We start from the raw sequence: 18,173 nt of genomic DNA, 5'->3' as shown, positions 1-18,173 counted from the left end.
TGACGGCCCGCTAGCCGGGCGGCCAAGACTTACCGGTGCGCCCTGCGATTCGCCAGTGTGGCAATCCGGAATTCGCCACACCTGGGACGAGCGCGATGCGCGAATTCCGGATTCTGAACGACACCAGTGCGCTTTATCACCGCGGAACCATGCTGACGCTTTTCCACCATCCCATGTTCGCCACCTGCCGCTTCGTCCGCCTCGCCTTTGGCGAGTATGGCGAGGAGCTGGCGCTGATCGAGGAAAAGCCGTGGACGCGGCGCAAGGAGTTCCTGGCGCTGAATCCGGCCGGAACACTGCCGATCCTGCTGGCCGAAGGCGACGTGCCGATCATCGGCGCGACGGTGATTTCCGAATATCTCGACGAGACGCGCGGCGTGCTCAAGCGCGACAAGCGGCTGTTCGCCGAGGACCCGATGCAGCGCGCCGAAATCCGCCGGCTGATCGACTGGTATCTCAACAAGGCCGAAAGCGAAGTGACGCGCCATCTGGTGCGCGAACGCGTGCTGAAGCCGGTGATGCCGGAAACGGCGGGCGGCGGCTCGCCCGATTCAGGCGCCATCCGCGCCGCGCGCGCCAACATCCGCCAGCACATGAAATACACCAACTGGCTGGCGGGCACCCGTCATTGGCTGGCCGGCGGCAGGGTCACCTATGCCGATCTGGCGGCCGCCGCGACGCTGTCGGTGCTCGACTATCTCGGCGAGATCGACTGGCGCGAACACCCCGCCGCGCGCGAATGGTACACGCGGGTGAAGTCGCGGCCCTCCTTCCGGCCGCTCCTGACCGACCGCGTGCGCGGCCTGTCACCGGTATCGCACTATGCGGATCTCGACTTCTGACGCGTCGAAACTGCGCGCGCTGATCGACGCGGAGGCGCGGGGCGCCGGCTTCGACGCGGTCGCCGTCACCACCCCCAATGCCATCCCGCTGGCGCCGGCGCGCCTGGCCGAATTCGTCGCCGACGGCTTTCACGGCTCGATGGACTGGATCGCCGAGACGATTGCGCGCCGCGGCGAGCCATCCACGCTGTGGCCCGACGTGCGCTCGATCATCGTGCTGGCGATGAATTACGGGCCGGACCATGATCCGCGCGACGTGCTGGCCAGACGCGATCGCGGCGCGATCTCGGTCTACGCGAAAAACCGCGACTATCACGAGGTCATGAAGGGCCGGCTGAAGGAGATCGCCGGCAAGATCGTCGCGCGCGCCGGCGGCGACGTGAAGGTCTTCGTCGACACGGCGCCCGTGATGGAAAAGCCGTTGGCGGAAGCAGCGGGGCTGGGCTGGCAAGGCAAGCACACCAACCTGGTCAGCCGCGAGCACGGCTCCTGGCTGTTCCTTGGCACCATCTTCACCACGGCCGAACTGGAACCGGACAAGCCCGAGATCGACCATTGCGGCTCCTGCCGCGCCTGCCTCGACGCCTGCCCGACCGACGCGTTCCCCGCGCCCTACAGGCTCGATGCGCGGCGCTGCATCTCCTATCTCACGATCGAGAACAAGGGGCCGATCCCGCATGAATTTCGGGAAAAGATCGGCAACCGCATCTATGGCTGCGACGACTGCCTCGCCGCCTGTCCTTGGAACAAATTCGCCCGTGCCGCGTCCGAGGCCAAGCTCGCCGCGCGCGACGATCTGCGCGAGCCGCCGCTCGCCGATCTCTTGGCCCTCGACAATGCTGGCTTTCGCGCCTTCTTCTCCGGTTCGCCGATCAAACGCATCGGCCGCGACCGTTTCGTCCGCAACGTGCTGATCGCCGCCGGCAATTCCGGCGACGGCGCGCTTGCCGGCGTCGTCCGGGACCTGCTCGGCGATGCTTCTCCCCTGGTGCGGGGCGCGGCAATATGGGCGCTGGCGCGGCTGGTGCCGGAAACCGAATATGCCGAACGGGCCGCGAACGGCTTGAACAGTGAGGACGACGCGGCGGTGCGCGAGGAATGGCGCCTGGCGCGGCCAAACAGGGCACATGCATGAGCGGAAAACAGGTCTTCATTTTCGGTGCCGGTTATTCCGGAAAGGCCTTTGCCCGCGCCAATAGGGGAACCGCCAGCATCTTCGGCACGACACGCTCCGAGGAAAAATTCGAAGCGCTGCGCCAGGCCGGCATCGTCCCACTGCTGTTCGACGGCAAGTTGACGAACGAAATCGGCGCTGCGCTGGAGAAAACCACGCATCTGGTGGTTTCGGTCGGTCCGGAAGAAGCCGGCGATCCGGTGTTGAATGCCGCTCGCCAGGCAATCGCAGGGATGCCGGCGCTGGAATGGATAGGCTATCTCTCGACCGTTGGCGTCTATGGGGATCATGGCGGCGCCTGGGTCAACGAGACGGCCGCCTGCCGGCCGGTGTCGAAGCGTTCGGTGATGCGGGTCGAGGCCGAGCGGGCGTGGTTGAGGCTTGGCGAGGACATCGGGCGCCCAGTGGCGATCCTGCGGCTGTCCGGCATCTACGGCCCCGGCCGCAACGCGCTGGTCAATCTGGAGAACGGCACTGCCAGGCGGCTGGTCAAGCCGGACCAGGTGTTCAACCGCATCCATTGCGACGACATATCAGGCGCGCTGTGGCTTCTGATCAGCGGCAATAGAGGCGGCATCTTCAACGTCACCGACGATGAGCCGGCGCCGCCGCAGGATGTCGTCGCCTACGCCGCACATCTGATGAGCGTTGAGCCGCCGCCCGAAATTCCCTTCGACACCGCCCAACTTTCGCCCATGGCGCGGTCCTTCTATGGCGAGAACAAGCGGGTCGCCAATGCGGCGATCAAGGCGGCGGGCTATCGGTTTCGCTTTCCCGACTATCGCGCCGCTTTCGACCATATGTGGGCAAGCGGCGACTGGCGTGACGGTGCGCCGCGCAGCCCGATGAGGGGCGTGAAGGGATAGGATGATCGAAGCGTGGCGCTTGGCGTGGTATGATTCGGCGATTGCAGGCACGGGGGTGCGGTTCATGAAATCATCGATGCGGTCGCTTTGCCCCAGAAATGCGGTATTGGCGGCAGCGCTGGCTCTGGCAGGCCTGGCCGCGCAGCCGGCAGCGGCCGAGGAGCGGGCGAAAGACCTGTTCGGCGCCGAGAAGCTGCCGACGGCCACCGCCCCGCAATCCTTCGGCTTCTATTCCAAGGGCTGTTTTGCCGGCGGCGTCGCCATTCCCATGGATGGTCCGACCTGGCAGGTGATGCGGCCATCGCGCAACCGCCGCTGGGGCCATCCGGCGATGATCGCGCTGATCGAGAGATTGTCGCGCGACGCCGTCGCCGACGGTTGGCCGGGCCTGTTGATCGGCGACATCGCGCAGCCACGCGGCGGCCCGATGCTATCAGGTCATGCCTCGCACCAGATCGGGCTCGACGCCGACATCTGGCTGACGCCGATGCCCGACCGCACCATGACCAGGGCGCAGCGCGAGACCATGAGCGCCACCTTGATGGTCGACGACAAGACGCATCTTGTGAAGGACGCGCTGTGGACGCCGGCGCACACGCGGCTTTTGAAGCGCGCGGCGAGCTATCCGGAGGTCGAGCGCATCCTGGTCAATCCCGGCATCAAGAAAAAGCTCTGCGACACGGTCAGGGGTGACCGCTCGTGGCTACGCAAGATCAGGCCGTTCTGGGGCCATGACTACCATTTCCACATGCGCATCGGCTGCCAGCCTGGCTCGCCCAATTGCAAGGCGCAGGAAGCAACGCCGGAGGATGATGGCTGCGGCAAGCCGCTGGCCTGGTGGTTCACGCAGGAGCCGTGGCGACCGAACAAGAACCCGGATGCGCCCAAGGCACGTGACCTGATGACGATGGCCAACCTGCCCAAGGAATGCCGCGCGGTGCTCGACGCGCCGGGGCCTGCCTCGGCCGAGGCCGCGACCTATCACGGCGACGCCGTGCCGGTCGCGGTGGCGGTGCCTGAGCCGGAAGCGCCGTCGCTGCCCGCCGTCACGGCAAGCGGCACCGCCGGCCTGCCAAGCGCGGTGAACGCCTTCACCGCGACGCCCGAGGTCGGCGTACCGGTGCCGCGGCCACGGCCGCCAGCGAAGTGATTGGCGCGCCACCCGCAGGCTCAATCGGTTTAGCCCCCGTTTTCATGAAACAGTGGCCGTTTGGCCGCAGAACCTCTCCCTGCGCGCCACCAGGCCCGAAAACCGTTTCCCTTTTCAAACTCATGCGCTAGTCAACGCAGGAACGGCGAATGCCGTCGCGGGCGCCGGGGGACGGACGAGAGCATGCCAAGCACAGGCGATGACGAGACTTTGCTGCGGTTTCCGATCCTGATCGGCGATATCGGCGGCACCAATGCGCGCTTTTCGATCGTGCTCGACGCCAATTCCGAGGCCGGCGAGCCGATCATCGTCCAGACCGCCAACTACAACACCATCGACGAGGCGATCCAGGCGGCGGTGCTCGACCGCTCGTCGGTCCGGCCAAATTCGGCGGTGCTGGCCGTGGCCGGCCCGGTCGACGGCGATGAGATCGAGCTCACCAACTGTCCCTGGGTCGTCAAGCCGAGGCAGATGTTCGCCAATCTGGGGCTGAGCGACATCGTCGTGCTCAACGATTTCGAGGCGCAGGCGCTGGCCGTCGTGGCGCTTGGCGAAGAGCACATGGAAAAGATCGGCGGCGGCGCGCCGGAGCCCAATGCCGGCCGCGTCGTCCTTGGCCCCGGGACCGGGCTCGGCGTCGCCGGGCTGGTCCACGCGCTGCATCACTGGATCCCGGTGCCCGGCGAAGGCGGTCATATGGACATCGGGCCGCGCACGCCGCGCGATTTCGAGGTTTTCCCGCATATCGAGAAGCTCGAGGGCCGCATTTCGGGCGAACAGATCCTGTGCGGACGCGGTCTCGTCAACGTCTACCGGGCGGTGGCCAGGGCGGATGGAAAGCCGTCGCCCTTCACCACGCCGGCCGAAGTCACCGGTGCGGCGTTGGCCAAGACCGATCCGGTGGCGCAGGAAGCCCTCGAGACCTTCGTCACCTGCCTCGGCCGCACCGCCGGCGACCTGGCGCTGGTGTTCATGAGCAGGGGCGGCGTGTTCCTAACCGGCGGCATCGCGCAAAAGATTGTGCCGGCGCTGAAGCAAGGCAATTTCCGCGCTGCCTTCGAGGACAAGGCGCCGCACAGCGCGCTGATGCGCACCATGCCGGTCTATGTCATCACCCATCCGCTGGCTGCCCTTCTCGGCCTTGCCGCCTATGCCAGGAACCCCTCGCTGTTCGGCGTCCAGACATCGGGCCGGCGCTGGCGCGACGAAGTTAGTCACCCCAAGGCATAGGCAAGCCGGCTGCTTGGCGGTAATAGGGGTGCCGAATTGCCCGGCCACGGGAAGCGAAACCGACAAAGCCCTCTGATTTGACACTTCAAACTCCAAACAAGCTGAAAGCCCGGCCCGGCGAGGTCACAGCGGTGCTGCGCCGCATTCTCGCTGAGAACAGCCACGACTATCGCTGGACTTATGTGATGGTCATCACCTGCTCGCTGATCGTTTCGGGCACGACCGCCTTCACGGCCTGGATCATGGCCCCGATGGTCAACCAGATCTTCTACGAACGGCGTGGCGACGCGATCGTGTGGATCTGCGCAGGCTTCATGGCGGCCTTCCTGCTGCGCGGCTTTGCCGGCTATGGCCAGGCGGTGGCGCTGGCCAAGATCGGCAACAATCTGGTGGCGCGCTACCAGAAGCGCATTTTCGATCACCTGATGAAGCTCGGCGTCGGCTTCTTCAATGATACACGCTCCGGCCGGCTGGCGGCGCAGGTCAACGAAAACGTCGGCGGCATCCGCGACCTCCTGTCGTTGACGCTGACCTCGATCACCCGCGACGCGGTGACGCTGCTCGGCCTGCTCGGCGTCATGGTCTACCAGGATCCGGTCCTGTCACTTAGTTCGCTGCTGATCGGACCGCCGCTGATCTGGGCCGTCGTCTATCTCACCCGTCGCGTGCGGCGCATTACCCGCGAATCCGTGCTGATCAATTCGCGCCTGATCGGCGCCGTTCAGGAAGCCACGCAAGGCATCGCCATCGTCAAGGCCTTCACCATGGAGGACGAACTGTCCAGCCGCATCGGCAAGCTCGCCAGCGACGCCGAACAGCGCTCGAACAAGATTGCCCGCGTCTCCGAACGGCTGTCGCCGATTTCCGACATGCTGGCCGGCTTCGCCGTCACCTCCGTCATCGCCTATTCCGGTTACCGGGCTCTGGTTCTCGGGCAGCCGCCTGGCGCGGTCTTCTCCTTCATCACGGCGCTGATCCTGGCCTATGATCCGGCGCGCCGCCTGGCACGCATGCAGGTCGGCATGGAACGGGCTCTGGTCAATGCACGCATGATCTACGAGCTGCTCGACCTCGAGCCGAAGCAGGGCGACGCGCCTGGCGCCACCAAGGCAAACTTCACCACGGGCGAAGTTCGCTTCAACAACGTGTCCTTCCGCTATGTCGAGGAGACGCCTGTCCTTCAGGACCTCAGCTTTGTCGCCGCCGCCGGCAAGATGACTGCCGTCATCGGCGCCTCCGGTGCCGGCAAGACCACACTGGTGGCGCTGCTGCAGCGCTTCTACGACGTCGAGAGCGGTACGATCGAGATCGATGGCCAGGACATTTCCAAGGTCACCAAACAGTCGCTGCGCGGCTCGATAGCCTATGTCTCGCAGGCGCCCTATCTGTTCGAGGGCACCATCCGCGACAACATTCGCTATGGCCGCCCCTCGGCCACCGATGCCGAGATCGAGCAGGCCGCGCGGCTGGCGGCGGCCGACGAGTTCATCCGCCAGCAGCCGCAAGGGTATGACACGCCGGTCGGCGAGAATGGCGCTACGCTTTCCGGCGGCCAGCGCCAGCGCGTGTCGATCGCCCGCGCCATCGTGCGTCAGGCGCCGATCCTGCTGCTCGACGAGGCGACATCGGCGCTCGACAACGAGGCCGAAGCGCGCGTCCAGCAGGCGCTCACCAAGGTCATGGAAGGGCGCACCACCATCGTCATAGCGCACCGCCTGTCCACCGTGGTCAATGCCGACCACATCATCGTGCTGGAACAGGGCCATCTGGTCGAAGAGGGCACGCATGCCTCGCTGATGGCCGACCCGCACAGCGTCTATGCCCGTTTCCACCGGATACAGGGCGTCAAGGGCCTGGGGCTTGTCGACGACAGCGCCCCGGCCGAAACTTCGGTTCAGGAACTAGAGACCCAGGACATCGCCGGGAGCACGCCATGAGCGAGACCACATCAGGCGAGCCGGCCGGCGATATGGGCCTTGTGGTGGTCGGCGCGGCCGGCCGCATGGGCCAGACGCTGATCCGCGCCATCCACGCCATTCCTGGCGCCCGCGTCATCGGCGCGGTGGAGCGCCCGGATTCGCCTCACCTGGGCAAGGATGCGGGGGAACTCGCCGGCGTCGGCCGCATCGACGTGGCGATCGGCAGCGATCCGTTGCCGGTCTTCGCCAGGGCCGACGGCGTGCTCGATTTCACCACCCCGGCCTCGACGGTCGAGTTCGCCGGTTACGCGGCGCAGGCGCGCATCGTCCATGTCATCGGCACGACAGGCTGTTCGGCCGACGACAACGCGAAAATCGCTGCCGCCGCCCGCCACGCGACCATCGTCAAGTCGGGTAATATGAGCCTCGGCGTCAATCTGCTGGCGGTGCTGGTCGAACAGGCGGCACGCGCGCTCGACGCCGACGATTTCGACATCGAGATCCTCGAAATGCACCACAGGCACAAGGTCGACGCGCCTTCGGGCACGGCGCTTCTGCTCGGCGAAGCGGCCGCCGCCGGGCGCGGCATCGCGCTGGCCGGCAATGATGTGCGTTCGCGCGACGGCCATACGGGTGTGCGACAAACCGGCTCGATCGGCTTTGCCACACTGCGCGGCGGCTCGGTGGTCGGCGACCACAGCGTGATCCTGGCCGGCACCGGCGAGCGCATCACGCTGTCGCACCATGCCGAGGACCGCGCCATCTTCGCCCGCGGTGCCGTCAAGGCCGCACTTTGGGCGCATGGCCAGAAGCCGGGACTGTATTCAATGCGGGACGTGCTTGGGCTTGCCTGAAACGACCCTGAACCATCTTCGTTCTTACGCAGAACGGAAAACCACTACACACTTTTCCTGGAATGCTCAGACCCCAGAGGAGCAAAAATGTCGAGAACCCTCGTGCTCGTGCGCCACGGCCAGAGCGAATGGAACCTGAAGAACCTGTTCACCGGCTGGCGCGACGTCGACCTGACGGAGCAAGGCCATGCCGAGGCCAAGGCCGCCGGCCAAAAACTCAAGGCGCGCGGCCTGAAGTTCGATATCGCCTTCACCTCGGCGCTGATCCGGGCGCAAAAAACCTGCCAGCACATTCTCGATGCGGTCGGCCAGAGCGACTTGCAGACCGTTCGCGACCAGGCGCTGAACGAGCGCGACTATGGCGACCTCTCCGGCCTCAACAAGGACGACGCGCGCCAGAAATGGGGCGAGGAGCAGGTGCATGTCTGGCGCCGCTCCTATGATGTGCCGCCGCCTGCCGGCGAAAGCCTGAAGGACACCGGCGCCCGCGTCTGGCCCTATTACCTGCACGATCTGCAGCCGCATGTGCTGCGCGGCGGCACGGTGCTGGTCGCCGCCCATGGCAATTCGCTGCGCGCGCTGATCATGGCGCTGGACGGCAAGTCAGGCGAGGAGATCGTCAAGCTGGAACTCGGCACCGGCGTGCCGGTGATCTACCAGCTCAACGCCGATTCGACCGTGGCTTCGAAGGAAGTGCTGGAAGGCTAAGCCGGCAAGCGAGCAGCGGGTTTAAAAAAGCGCGTTGACAGCAATCGCTTGCCCGCTTATTGAGCCCGCACCAGCCCAGATGGCGGAATTGGTAGACGCGCACGGTTCAGGTCCGTGTTCCGCAAGGAGTGGAGGTTCGAGTCCTCTTCTGGGCACCAAATTCCCGTTTCGAACCATTCGATCGGTTCAGGAACCCTGAGAAAAAGCCCGGTTCGTCCGGGCTTTTTTCTTGCCCGATGACCTGCCCTCCTGGCCAGTCCCCGAACAAACCGCTTCAAACCGCGCGCCCCCTTCGCTACGCTCGCGACCATGTCTCAATCCAGCACCGCGATCTTCGGCGCCCGCCGCGACCAGGCTTTTCCCGTCCTAGCCGAGGCGGACATCGAGCGCATGCGCCGGTTCGGCGAGGCCAGCGCCTATGCCGCCGGCGAGCACATTTTCGAGGCCGGCGATGTTTCCCCGGGGCTGATCGTGGTGCTGGCGGGCAAGGTCGATATCACCCAGGACGGCAAATTTGGCCGGCGCGAGACGATCGTCACGCATGGCCCGGGCAGCTTCGCCGGCGAGCTGGCGCAGCTTTCGGCCCGTCCCTCGCTGGTCAATGCGCAGGCGACCGAGCCGGTCGAGGCGTTCGTCATCCCGTCGCAGCGACTGCGCGACCTGATGGTGCAGGAGGCCAATCTCGGCGAGCGCATCATGCGGGCGCTGATCCTGCGCCGCGTCGGGCTGCTCGAGAGTGGCACGATCGGTCCCATCATCGTCGGACCTGCCGACAATGGCGACGTCCTTCGCCTGCAAGGCTTTCTCGTCCGCAGCGGCCAGCCCCACCGCGTGCTCGATTCCAAAACCGATCCTTGCGCGAAGACGCTGTTCGAGCACTTCCAGGTCGATCCCCACCACCTGCCGGTCGTGCTGTGCCCGAATGGCAGGCTGCTGCTCAATCCGGCGGAGAAAGACCTCGCCCGCTGCATCGGCCTGCTGCGGCCCGTCGACGCCAGCAAGGTCTATGACGTCGCCATCGTCGGCGCCGGACCGGCCGGTCTGGCGGCGGCGGTCTACGCGGCCTCGGAAGGGCTGTCGACGATCGTGCTCGATTGCCGTGCCTTCGGCGGCCAGGCCGGCGCCTCCGCTCGCATCGAGAACTATCTCGGCTTCCCCACCGGCATTACCGGCATGGCGCTGATGGCGCGCGCCTACAACCAGGCGCAGAAATTCGGCGTCGAGATGGTCATCCCCGACGAGGTGAAGCTGCTCGGTGCCGCCACCGACGGCGCGCGCTATCAGCTCGCGGTCGGCGACGGCGAGACGGTGCGCACGCGCTCGGTGGTGATCGCCAGCGGCGCGCGCTATCGCCGCCTCGATGTCGCCAATCTCGCCGAGTTCGAGGGCACCTGCGTCCATTATTGGGCCTCGCCCATCGAAGCACGGCTTTGCGGCGGCCAGGAAGTGGCGCTGGTCGGCGCCGGCAATTCGGCCGGCCAGGCGGCCGTCTACCTGGCCAGCCAGGTCAGGAAAGTAGCGCTGCTGGCGCGTGGCGGCAGCCTCGAGGCCTCGATGTCGCGTTACCTCGTCGAGCGCATCAGGGCGCAGCCGAACATCGAGGTGCTGACCGGCGCCGAAATCGAGGCGCTGGACGGCGAGGCAGGCAATCTCGCCACGGTACGCTGGCGCGACCGCTCGAGCGGCGCCTCGACGACGCGGCCGATCCGCCATCTCTTCCTGTTCATCGGCGCCGACCCGAACACCGATTGGCTCGCCCAATCCGACGTGGCGCTGGATGCCAGGGGTTTCATCCGCACCGGATCGGACATAGCATGGGCCCATGGCGTGATGGAGACCAGCCGCAGCGGCGTGTTCGCCATCGGCGACGTGCGCTCCGGCTCGGTCAAACGCGTCGCGGCGGCTGTCGGCGAGGGCGCCCAGGTGGTGGCGGCGCTGCATGCATTTCTTGCGCGGGACGGCAGCCAGGCCGACGCGCCTCAAGTATGATCCCGAAAGGTGGGAACCGGTTTTCGGAAAAGATCATGCTTCAATTGAGAGATAGGTCGGGAGAGTGTGATGGCGGATGAATGCAGACACGCCGCTGGGATCAAGGACGTAACGCCGAGCGCGCTCGGCTGCGAGGAGTGCCTGAAGAGCGGTTCGTGGTGGGTGCATCTGCGGCTCTGCCGCACCTGCGGCCATGTCGGCTGCTGCGACGACTCCCCAAACCGCCACGCCACCAAGCATTTTCACGCCACCAGCCATCCCGTCATAGAGGGTTACGACCCGCCGGAAGGCTGGGGCTGGTGCTACGTCGACGAGGTTTTTCTGGACCTCGGCGACCGCACCACCCCGCAGAACGGCCCGATCCCGCGCTTCTATTGAATGCTGCGAAGAGCAGGGGGAAAGCGGGTTCGGCCTGATTTATCGCACCGAGCCCGTAACAGTTCGGTCGACATCCGGAACGGACTTGCGATCGTTGCCGGCAAGGGCAGCGATGAGCAGCAGGCTGGCCACGACCGGAACGAACAGCACGGCGATGCGGGCCTGTACATGAAGGATGGCGCGCCATTCGCTGCGCTTGTCGGGGCTGTCGCTCATCATACTCACTTTGCCATGGACCCCCCCGCGAGGTCACATAGCCGTCAACGGTTAAACAACTCCTTCCGACTTCGTTAACGCAGGGTTCGAGCACGAAATTCAGCCGAGCCCGATCCGCCTGGCGCCTTGCCGGAACAACGCCTCGGCGTCCGGCTCGAAGCGGAACGTGGCGATGAAATCGTCGGCGCGGTAGTCCGGCAACGCCTTGCGAATGGCGGCGGCAAAGCCGCGCGCCTCTTCGAGCCGCCCCGCCAGCGCCAGGCAATGTGCTGCGATCGCCAGGATGATGGCGTGCGCGTTTGGCCGGGCGGCTGCCTTCAGCGCCCATCCGGCCGCCTCCTCGAACTGGCCGAGCCGGACATGCGCCATGGCCCGCGCCCCCAGCATGCCGAACAGCAGCGGATCGAAAGGGCTGAGATGGCGCGAATGATCGGAAGAGCCGATCGCCGCCCGCGGGTCGCCCGACTGCGAATGGACGAAGGACAGCGCATAGTGGCCGAGCGCGAAATTGGGGCTGAGCTTGACCGCCTGTTCCAGTTCACCGAGCGAGCCGTCCTGTTCGCCCCGCAGCCACAGCGCCCGCCCCATCGCCCAGTGCGCGGCCGGATTGTGGTCATCGACCAGCAAGCTCTGCCCGGCGCTCTCGAAGGCCAGCGCGCTTTCGCGATCGCGGTCGCCCCAGCGCTGGAAGGCGTTCTGCCAATGGGTGAAGGACAGGCCGGCATAGGCGCGGGCGAAGGTTGGATCGAGCCGCAGGGCGCTGGCAAAGAAGTGCCGCGCCGTTTCGTTCTCGGCCTGCGTGAAACGGTACATGTGCCAGAGGCCGCGGTGGTAGGCCTCCCAGGCATTGAGCGAGTTGGGAGCCTTGAGCAGGGCGCGGTTGCGCTCGACCGTCTCGATCTCGGACGAGATCGACGACACGATGCTGTCGCCGATCTCGTCGAGCACGGTGAAGAGATCGTCCGACCGTCGCTCGAAGGTTTCGGCCCAGACGATTCTGGCCGTGCGCACCTCGATCAGTTCGATGTTGACGACCAGCCTGCCGGCCGGGTTGCGCACCGCGCCGGTGGCCACATAGTCGACATTTAGCCGGCGGCCCGCCTCCTCGGGCGCGATGGCTTCCTCGGCCAATGCAAACACCGACCCGCGCGCGATTACGAAGAAATCGCGAAGCTTGGCCAGCCGGGTGATGATGTCGTGTGTGAAACCGTCGGCCGGTCCGCCGCGCGCCTCTCCGGCAAACGGCATCACCGCCAGCGAAGCGTGGCTCGGCTCGGTGGTCTCGGCGACGGTCGGCCCGGCCACCGGCTGCGATACCATGGACAAGCCGGCCGGCCGCCGCTCGCGGATCGCTTGCCAGGCCGCGTGCAGCGGCGCGAAATCCAGCTCTTCCGACCCGAACAGCTGCTCGGCCGCCGCCAGATGTTGCTCGGCCGCGCCGACGGCGCCACGCCGCGCCAGACTGGCCAGCAGCGCCCGGTGCGCGCGCTCCTCGAACGGCGACAGTTCCAGCCATCTGTCGAGATGAGCGACCGCTTCGTCGCAATCCGCCGGCAAGGTTTCGACGAGCCTTTCCAGCACGGCCACGTGCCAGGCACCGAAGCGACGACGTTGTGCCGTCAGCCAGCTGTTGAAAAGCGGGCTTCGCTCGAGCTCCAGGCCGTCAAGGAACTCGCCGGCGAACAATTTCGCCAGCGCCCGCAGGCGCTCGACACCAAGCGTTGCGATGCCTTCGAAGCAGGCGCGGCTGACCTCCAGCGCATCGACAGGGCAATCCTCGAGATCGAGCGCCACCGTATCGCCTTGTGTGACGACCCGACCCCGTTCCGGCCCGTCCAGAGCGGTGCGCAACTTACTCAGGCACCAGCGCAGCTCGCCACGCGGATCGTTGGGCACATCCCACAAAAGCTCGCACAGGCGGGAGCGGCCGACGGGGTGCGGCGCCAGCGCCAGATAACCCAACAGCGCCCGCAGCTTGCGCGAGCCCGGCAGGGTGGCTGGCACTTGGTCGCGTGTGATCGCCAGCGGTCCGAGCAGGCGCACGGACGGGGCCGTTGCCCTGCCGTCCCGCCTCGCCTGTGCGGTTTCCACGTCGGTTTCCACGCCTGTTCCCACGTTGGCCTGTCGGCCCTTACTCTATCACAGACCCGACACGGCGCATCCGGTGGCGATGCTTTCGCGCCCGATGTCACCTTTGCCGTATGAGCGGCACGTCATATCGCGGCAAGGTGTCGAAACCTCGCCGCCCAGGCCGCCGGTTTGTAACCGGCCCGTGAGAACACGATCGAGGAGATCGACGATGTTGAACAAACAACAAATCAGAACCACCGCGGGGCGCGGCCGATTGTTCGACAGCATCCTGGACACCGTCGGCGACACGCCGGTGGTGCGCATCAACAATCTCGCGCCGGCCCATGCGACCATCTACGTCAAGGCCGAGTTCTTCAACCCGGGCGCCTCGGTGAAGGATCGGCTGGCGCTCAACATCGTCGAAGAGGGCGAACGCAGCGGCGCGCTGAAGCCCGGCCAGACCGTGGTCGAGGCGACCAGCGGCAATACCGGCATCGGGCTTGCCATGGTTTGCGCGCAGAAAGGCTATCCGTTGGTCGTTACCATGGCCGACAGCTTTTCCGTCGAGCGCCGCAAGCTGATGCGCATGCTGGGCGCCAAGGTGGTGCTGACGCCACGCGCCGAAAAAGGTTTTGGCATGTACAAGAAGGCGGTCGAACTGGCCGAGGCCAATGGCTGGTTCCTTGCCCGCCAGTTCGAGACGGCCGCCAATGCCGCCATCCACGAGTCGACGACCGCGCGCGAAATCATCAATGATTTCGCCGGCTCGCGGCTCGACTGCTTCGTCACCGGCTATGGCACCGGCGGCACGGTCGTCGGCGTGGCGCGGGTCTTGCGCCGCGAACGGCCCGATGTCCGCATCGTGCTCTCCGAGCCGGCCAATGCGCAACTGGTCGGCAGCGGCAAGGCGCAGCAGCGGGGGGCCGGCGGCGCCCCTGCCGCCAGCCACCCGGCCTTCGAGCCGCATCCCGTCCAGGGCTGGACGCCGGACTTCATCCCCAACGTGCTGCAGGAGGCGATCGACGCCAGCCTCTATGACGAGGTGATGCCGATCGCCGGGCCAGAAGGCATCAAATGGGCTCGGGCGCTGGCCCAGAAGGAAGGCATCTTCACCGGCATTTCCGGCGGCGCCACCTTCGCCGTCGCGCGCCAGGCCGCCGAGAAGGCGGCGGCCGGATCGGTGATCTTGTGCATGCTGCCCGACACGGGCGAGCGCTACATGTCGACGCCGCTGTTCGACGGCGTCGAGGCTGAAATGGATGCCGATGAGCTGGCGCTCTCGCGCTCGACGCCCGGCTGCCAGTTTCCGGCGGCTTGACGGGAGGCTGTCATGGACATCGCGCAGGAAAGCCTCGGCATGGCGGCCGAGGAAACGCTTGACCCCGCCGACTGGGCCGATGTGCAGGCCTTCTCGCATCGAATCATCGACGATGCGGTAGACTACCTGCGTGAGGTGCGCGAGCGCCCCGTCTGGCGGGAGATGCCCGGCGAGGTGCGGGATCTTTTCACCGCACCCCTGCCGCGCTCGCCGGCACCGCTTGCCGTCGTCTATGGCGAGGTCTCCCGCACCGTGATGTCCTATCCGATGGGCAACATCCATCCACGGTTCTGGTCGTGGTATATGGGGTCCAGCAACTTCACCGGCGCGCTCGGCGATTTCCTCGCGGCGATACAGGGCTCCAACCTCGGTGGCGGCAACCATGCCGCCGGACTGATGGACGGCCAGGTGGTGAACTGGTGCAAGCAGATGCTGGGCTTTCCAGACTCGGCCTCCGGCACGCTGGTCAGCGGCGGCTCGATGGCCAACATCATCGGGCTGACGGTGGCGCGCAACGTCAAGGCCGGCGTCGACGTGCGCGAGCACGGCGTTTCAGCCATCGAGAAGCCGCTGCGCTTCTATGGCTCGGACCAGATCCATTCCTGCCACCGCAAGGCGATGGAAGCGCTGGGCCTCGGCAATCGGGCGCTGCGCCGCATCCCGACAGATGCCGGGCTGCGGATCAATATCGACGCGTTGCGCGCGGCGATCGTCGAGGACCGGGCAGCCGGCTTCAAACCGGCCTGCGTCGTCGGCAATGCCGGCACGGTCAACACTGGGGCGATCGACGACCTGCGGGCGCTTGCCAAACTCGCTCACGAGGAAGGCCTCTGGTTCCATGTCGATGGCTGCATCGGCGCGCTGATCGCCATCGCCCCGCAAAACGCCCACCGCGTCGCCGGCATCGAATGGGCCGATTCGGTCGCGCTCGATCCCCACAAATGGCTGCATTCGCCCTTCGAGGTCGGCTGTGCCCTGGTCAGGGACGCCGCCGCGCACCGCCGGACCTTCGCGGTGACGCCGGAATATCTGGAATCGACGCCGCGCGGCCTCGCTTCCGGCGAATGGTTGCACGATTATGGTCTGCAGACGTCGCGCGGCTTTCGTGCCTTGAAAGTGTGGATGGCACTGAAGGAACATGGCGTCGAAAAATTCGGCCGCCTGATCGACCAGAACATCGCGCAGGTCTCCTATCTGGCCGGGCTGATCGAGGCCGAGCCTTCGCTGGAGCTTGCGGCGGCGCCGACCATCAACATCGTCTGCTTCCGCTATCAGCCCGGTTTGGCGGGCGAAGCGCTGAAGGCGCTCAACACCGAGATCATGTTGCGGCTGCAGGAGCAAGGCATCGCTGCACTCTCCGACACCACCGTGCATGGCGGGCACTGGCTGCGTGTGGCGATCACCAACCATCGCACCCGACGCGACGATCTCGATCTGCTGGCGCGTGAAGTGGTGAGGCTGGGACGTGAGATCACCGCGCAGGGCCACGTGTCTTCCTAGTTCCGGGCCGCCGTGCGAACCTGCCCGCGGTGATTCGGGGAGATCGGCGGTGACGCTGTTTCGCATGCTTGCGCTGGCGGCACTGGTCCTGGCCAATTCGGCCGAGGCCGCCGACATGGCCTTTTTCGTCAAGAACCTGCGCAAGGAGGGGGTCGCGGTCGAGCTGTTCAGCCGCGATCGCGAGACCGTCTGGCCGGGCAACGACAAGGTGTTCGTTGTCGATCCGGGCTCGCAGAAATCAGTGCCGATCTCCTGCAATGAGGGCGAACGCATCTGCTATGGCGCCTGGGTCGACGGCAATGACAAGATTTCCGCCGGCGTCGGGCCAGACAACGACCAGCCTTGCGATGCCTGCTGCTTCATCTGCGTGGAGCACACGACCGAAACCATCGACCTGGTGCCGTAGCGGCGCTTCGGTGCAGGAGCCACCCCGGCGCGTCAGTCGGGAAGGCCGGCCTTGCCAAAGCCATCGACGAAGTGCTCGCGCGTCGCGTCGTCGCGGAAGGGCTCCGTCCAGACCCAATGGCGGGTCGTGAAATGCGGGTTGCCGACGAGGAACAGTTCCACCTCCGTGCGCGCCTCCTCGAGCCGGCCAAGTTGCGCAAGGCTTGCCGCCAGGAAGCGGCGTGAACTGGTGCGGTAGGTCTCGTCCCGGCGCAGCGTCTCGACGGCGCCTGCGTAGTCGCGCGCCGCATATTGCGCCTGGCCGAGCGTCAGATAGTACCAGCTCGGTGGAAACGGGTTCAGCCGGAACGCCTTGCGGATTTGCTCCAGGGCCTCCTCGACCCGCCCGGCCAGGGTCGTTATGTCGGACAATGTCGCCCAGGCATCGGCCTCGTTCGGGTCGAGTTCGAACGCCTTGGAGAATTCGGCCTCCGACTCGGCGAACTCATGCTCATAGGCAAGCAAATTGCCGAGCACCCAGTGGCACCCGGCATCGTTGGGATCGATCGCGACCGCCTTGCGCGCCAGCTCCAGGGCAATGCGGCGGTTAGGGTCGATAGGCTCGCCCCAATGCACCCATCCCATCCAGTGGTTCATGGCAAGCCAGCGATAGGCCTCGGCGTAGTGGGGATCGAGCGCAACCGCGCGCGTCAGCATCAGATGCGCTTCCCGTGCGGTCTGCGGCGAATCATCGATCAGCTTGCGCGCCCGCACGCACAGGTCGTAGGCGTCGAGATTGGCGGGCCGGTTGCGTGGCGGCGGTGCGCGCAGCCGGCCGAGCAGCGCCTCCACGATCTTGGCGGTCACCTCGTCCTGGACGGCAAAGATATCGTCCAGGCCGCGGTCGAAGCGTTCCGCCCATAGATGGTCGCCGCTCGCCGCGTCGACCAGCTGCGCGTTGATGCGCACCCGCCCCGCATCGCGCCGCGCGCTGCCCTCCAGCAGATAACGAACGCCGAGTTCCCGGGCGATCGCGCGCACGTCCATTGCCTTTCCCTTGTAGGCAAAGGTCGAATTGCGCGCGATGACGAACAGGCCGGAGATCCTCGACAGGTCGGTGATCAGGTCTTCGGTCAAGCCGTCGCAGAAAGAGTCCTGCCCGGCATCGTTGCTGAAATTGACGAAGGGCAGCACCGCTATCGAAGGCTTGTCCGGCAGCGGCAAGGGTTTTGGCTTGGCGCCGGCGAGCTGTTTCACGGCCCCCGTGAAACGATAGCCGACGCGCGGAACGGTCGTGATCCATTCCCCGCCCCCTTCACCCTCAATGCCAGGCCGGCCGAGCAGCTTGCGCAGCTGCGCGATCTGGACGGTGAGGTTGCCTTCCTCGACGGCCGCGCCCGGCCACGCCGCGTCCATCAGTTCGGCTTTTCCCAAGATTTCGCCGGGTTTTGCGACGAGCGCCGCAAGCAGCTTCAGCCCGCGATAGCCGACGGCGACGGGATCGTCGTTCCGAAGCAGCGTTCCCGCACCCGGATCAAGCACGAACGGACCAAAGGCGAAGCGCTCTCCCTGCAT

The 18,173-nt window shown here is 66.2% G+C and carries 17 protein-coding genes and 1 tRNA gene; 14 read left to right on the top strand and 4 right to left on the bottom strand.

Annotated features, from left to right (window positions below; all coding sequences use genetic code 11):
* Positions 1 to 149 precede the first annotated feature (149 nt).
* The 11 genes from LB555_RS08980 to LB555_RS08930 all read left to right on the top strand — a co-directional run bounded on the left by LB555_RS08980 (position 150) and on the right by LB555_RS08930 (position 11,110).
* Positions 150 to 842, top strand: coding sequence for a glutathione S-transferase family protein (locus LB555_RS08980; protein WP_015314714.1), 693 nt, complete (start codon positions 150 to 152; stop codon positions 840 to 842).
* Entirely contained in the window at positions 823 to 1,977 is a 1,155-nt protein-coding gene (queG, locus tag LB555_RS08975; protein ID WP_224682719.1) for a tRNA epoxyqueuosine(34) reductase QueG, read from the top strand. Before LB555_RS08980 ends, queG begins: the two co-directional genes overlap by 20 nt.
* On the top strand, positions 1,974 to 2,882 hold the full coding sequence (locus LB555_RS08970; protein ID WP_224682718.1) for an SDR family oxidoreductase: 909 nt from the start codon (positions 1,974 to 1,976) through the stop codon (positions 2,880 to 2,882). The genes queG and LB555_RS08970 overlap by 4 nt, the downstream gene beginning before the upstream one ends.
* 64 nt (positions 2,883 to 2,946) lie before the next feature.
* Positions 2,947 to 4,032, top strand: coding sequence for a penicillin-insensitive murein endopeptidase (mepA, locus tag LB555_RS08965; protein WP_224682717.1), 1,086 nt, complete (start codon positions 2,947 to 2,949; stop codon positions 4,030 to 4,032).
* A 183-nt stretch (positions 4,033 to 4,215) separates the two neighbouring features.
* On the top strand, positions 4,216 to 5,262 hold the full coding sequence (locus tag LB555_RS08960; protein ID WP_140719480.1) for a glucokinase: 1,047 nt from the start codon (positions 4,216 to 4,218) through the stop codon (positions 5,260 to 5,262).
* A gap of 77 nt (positions 5,263 to 5,339) precedes the next feature.
* Positions 5,340 to 7,199: an ABC transporter ATP-binding protein gene (locus tag LB555_RS08955; protein WP_015314709.1), complete on the top strand. Its 1,860-nt coding sequence runs from the start codon at positions 5,340 to 5,342 to the stop codon at positions 7,197 to 7,199.
* Positions 7,196 to 8,035: a 4-hydroxy-tetrahydrodipicolinate reductase gene (gene dapB / locus LB555_RS08950; protein WP_015314708.1), complete on the top strand. Its 840-nt coding sequence runs from the start codon at positions 7,196 to 7,198 to the stop codon at positions 8,033 to 8,035. The genes LB555_RS08955 and dapB overlap by 4 nt, the downstream gene beginning before the upstream one ends.
* Positions 8,036 to 8,122: 87 nt before the next feature.
* On the top strand, positions 8,123 to 8,743 hold the full coding sequence (locus LB555_RS08945) for a 2,3-bisphosphoglycerate-dependent phosphoglycerate mutase (RefSeq protein WP_140619831.1): 621 nt from the start codon (positions 8,123 to 8,125) through the stop codon (positions 8,741 to 8,743).
* A gap of 73 nt (positions 8,744 to 8,816) precedes the next feature.
* Positions 8,817 to 8,901: transfer RNA gene (locus LB555_RS08940), tRNA-Leu, on the top strand.
* A 151-nt stretch (positions 8,902 to 9,052) separates the two neighbouring features.
* Positions 9,053 to 10,732, top strand: a complete 1,680-nt coding sequence (locus tag LB555_RS08935) for an FAD-dependent oxidoreductase (RefSeq protein WP_224682716.1) — start codon at positions 9,053 to 9,055, stop codon at positions 10,730 to 10,732.
* Positions 10,733 to 10,801: 69 nt separating this feature from the next.
* Positions 10,802 to 11,110, top strand: coding sequence for a UBP-type zinc finger domain-containing protein (locus LB555_RS08930; protein ID WP_095773379.1), 309 nt, complete (start codon positions 10,802 to 10,804; stop codon positions 11,108 to 11,110).
* A 39-nt stretch (positions 11,111 to 11,149) separates the two neighbouring features.
* Here the strand turns inward: LB555_RS08930 and LB555_RS08925 are convergent, their stop codons facing one another.
* The 3 genes from LB555_RS08925 to LB555_RS08915 form a co-directional block, all read right to left on the bottom strand.
* A complete protein-coding gene (locus LB555_RS08925; protein ID WP_023772044.1) occupies positions 11,150 to 11,326 on the bottom strand; it encodes a hypothetical protein in 177 nt (58 codons plus the stop codon).
* Positions 11,327 to 11,425: 99 nt separating this feature from the next.
* Complete coding sequence (locus LB555_RS08920; RefSeq protein WP_224682715.1) at positions 11,426 to 13,429, bottom strand: BTAD domain-containing putative transcriptional regulator; 2,004 nt, start codon at positions 13,427 to 13,429, stop codon at positions 11,426 to 11,428.
* Between the two features lie 36 nt (positions 13,430 to 13,465).
* On the bottom strand, positions 13,466 to 13,684 hold the full coding sequence (locus LB555_RS08915) for a hypothetical protein (RefSeq protein ID WP_181172879.1): 219 nt from the start codon (positions 13,682 to 13,684) through the stop codon (positions 13,466 to 13,468).
* Between LB555_RS08915 and LB555_RS08910 the strand changes: the two genes are divergently transcribed.
* From LB555_RS08910 to LB555_RS08900, 3 genes are read left to right on the top strand one after another with little or no spacing between them, the layout of a single operon-like run.
* Positions 13,626 to 14,714: a PLP-dependent cysteine synthase family protein gene (locus LB555_RS08910; protein WP_224682714.1), complete on the top strand. Its 1,089-nt coding sequence runs from the start codon at positions 13,626 to 13,628 to the stop codon at positions 14,712 to 14,714. The two genes, LB555_RS08915 and LB555_RS08910, sit on opposite strands and share 59 nt — an antisense overlap.
* Positions 14,715 to 14,726: 12 nt before the next feature.
* A complete protein-coding gene (locus LB555_RS08905; RefSeq protein ID WP_224682713.1) occupies positions 14,727 to 16,214 on the top strand; it encodes a pyridoxal phosphate-dependent decarboxylase family protein in 1,488 nt (495 codons plus the stop codon).
* Between the two features lie 49 nt (positions 16,215 to 16,263).
* On the top strand, positions 16,264 to 16,620 hold the full coding sequence (locus LB555_RS08900; protein ID WP_224682712.1) for a hypothetical protein: 357 nt from the start codon (positions 16,264 to 16,266) through the stop codon (positions 16,618 to 16,620).
* Between the two features lie 32 nt (positions 16,621 to 16,652).
* On the opposite strand, the gene LB555_RS08895 is transcribed toward LB555_RS08900, so the two are convergent.
* Positions 16,653 to 18,173, bottom strand: coding sequence for a winged helix-turn-helix domain-containing tetratricopeptide repeat protein (locus LB555_RS08895; RefSeq protein ID WP_224682711.1), 1,521 nt, complete (start codon positions 18,171 to 18,173; stop codon positions 16,653 to 16,655).

It is taken from the genome of Mesorhizobium sp. BR-1-1-10 (assembly GCF_020165595.1).
Classification (GTDB): Bacteria; Pseudomonadota; Alphaproteobacteria; order Rhizobiales; family Rhizobiaceae; genus Mesorhizobium; species Mesorhizobium australicum.
Note: the sequence above shows the minus strand (reverse complement) of the source record. Positions and strands in the feature narration are given on the sequence as shown.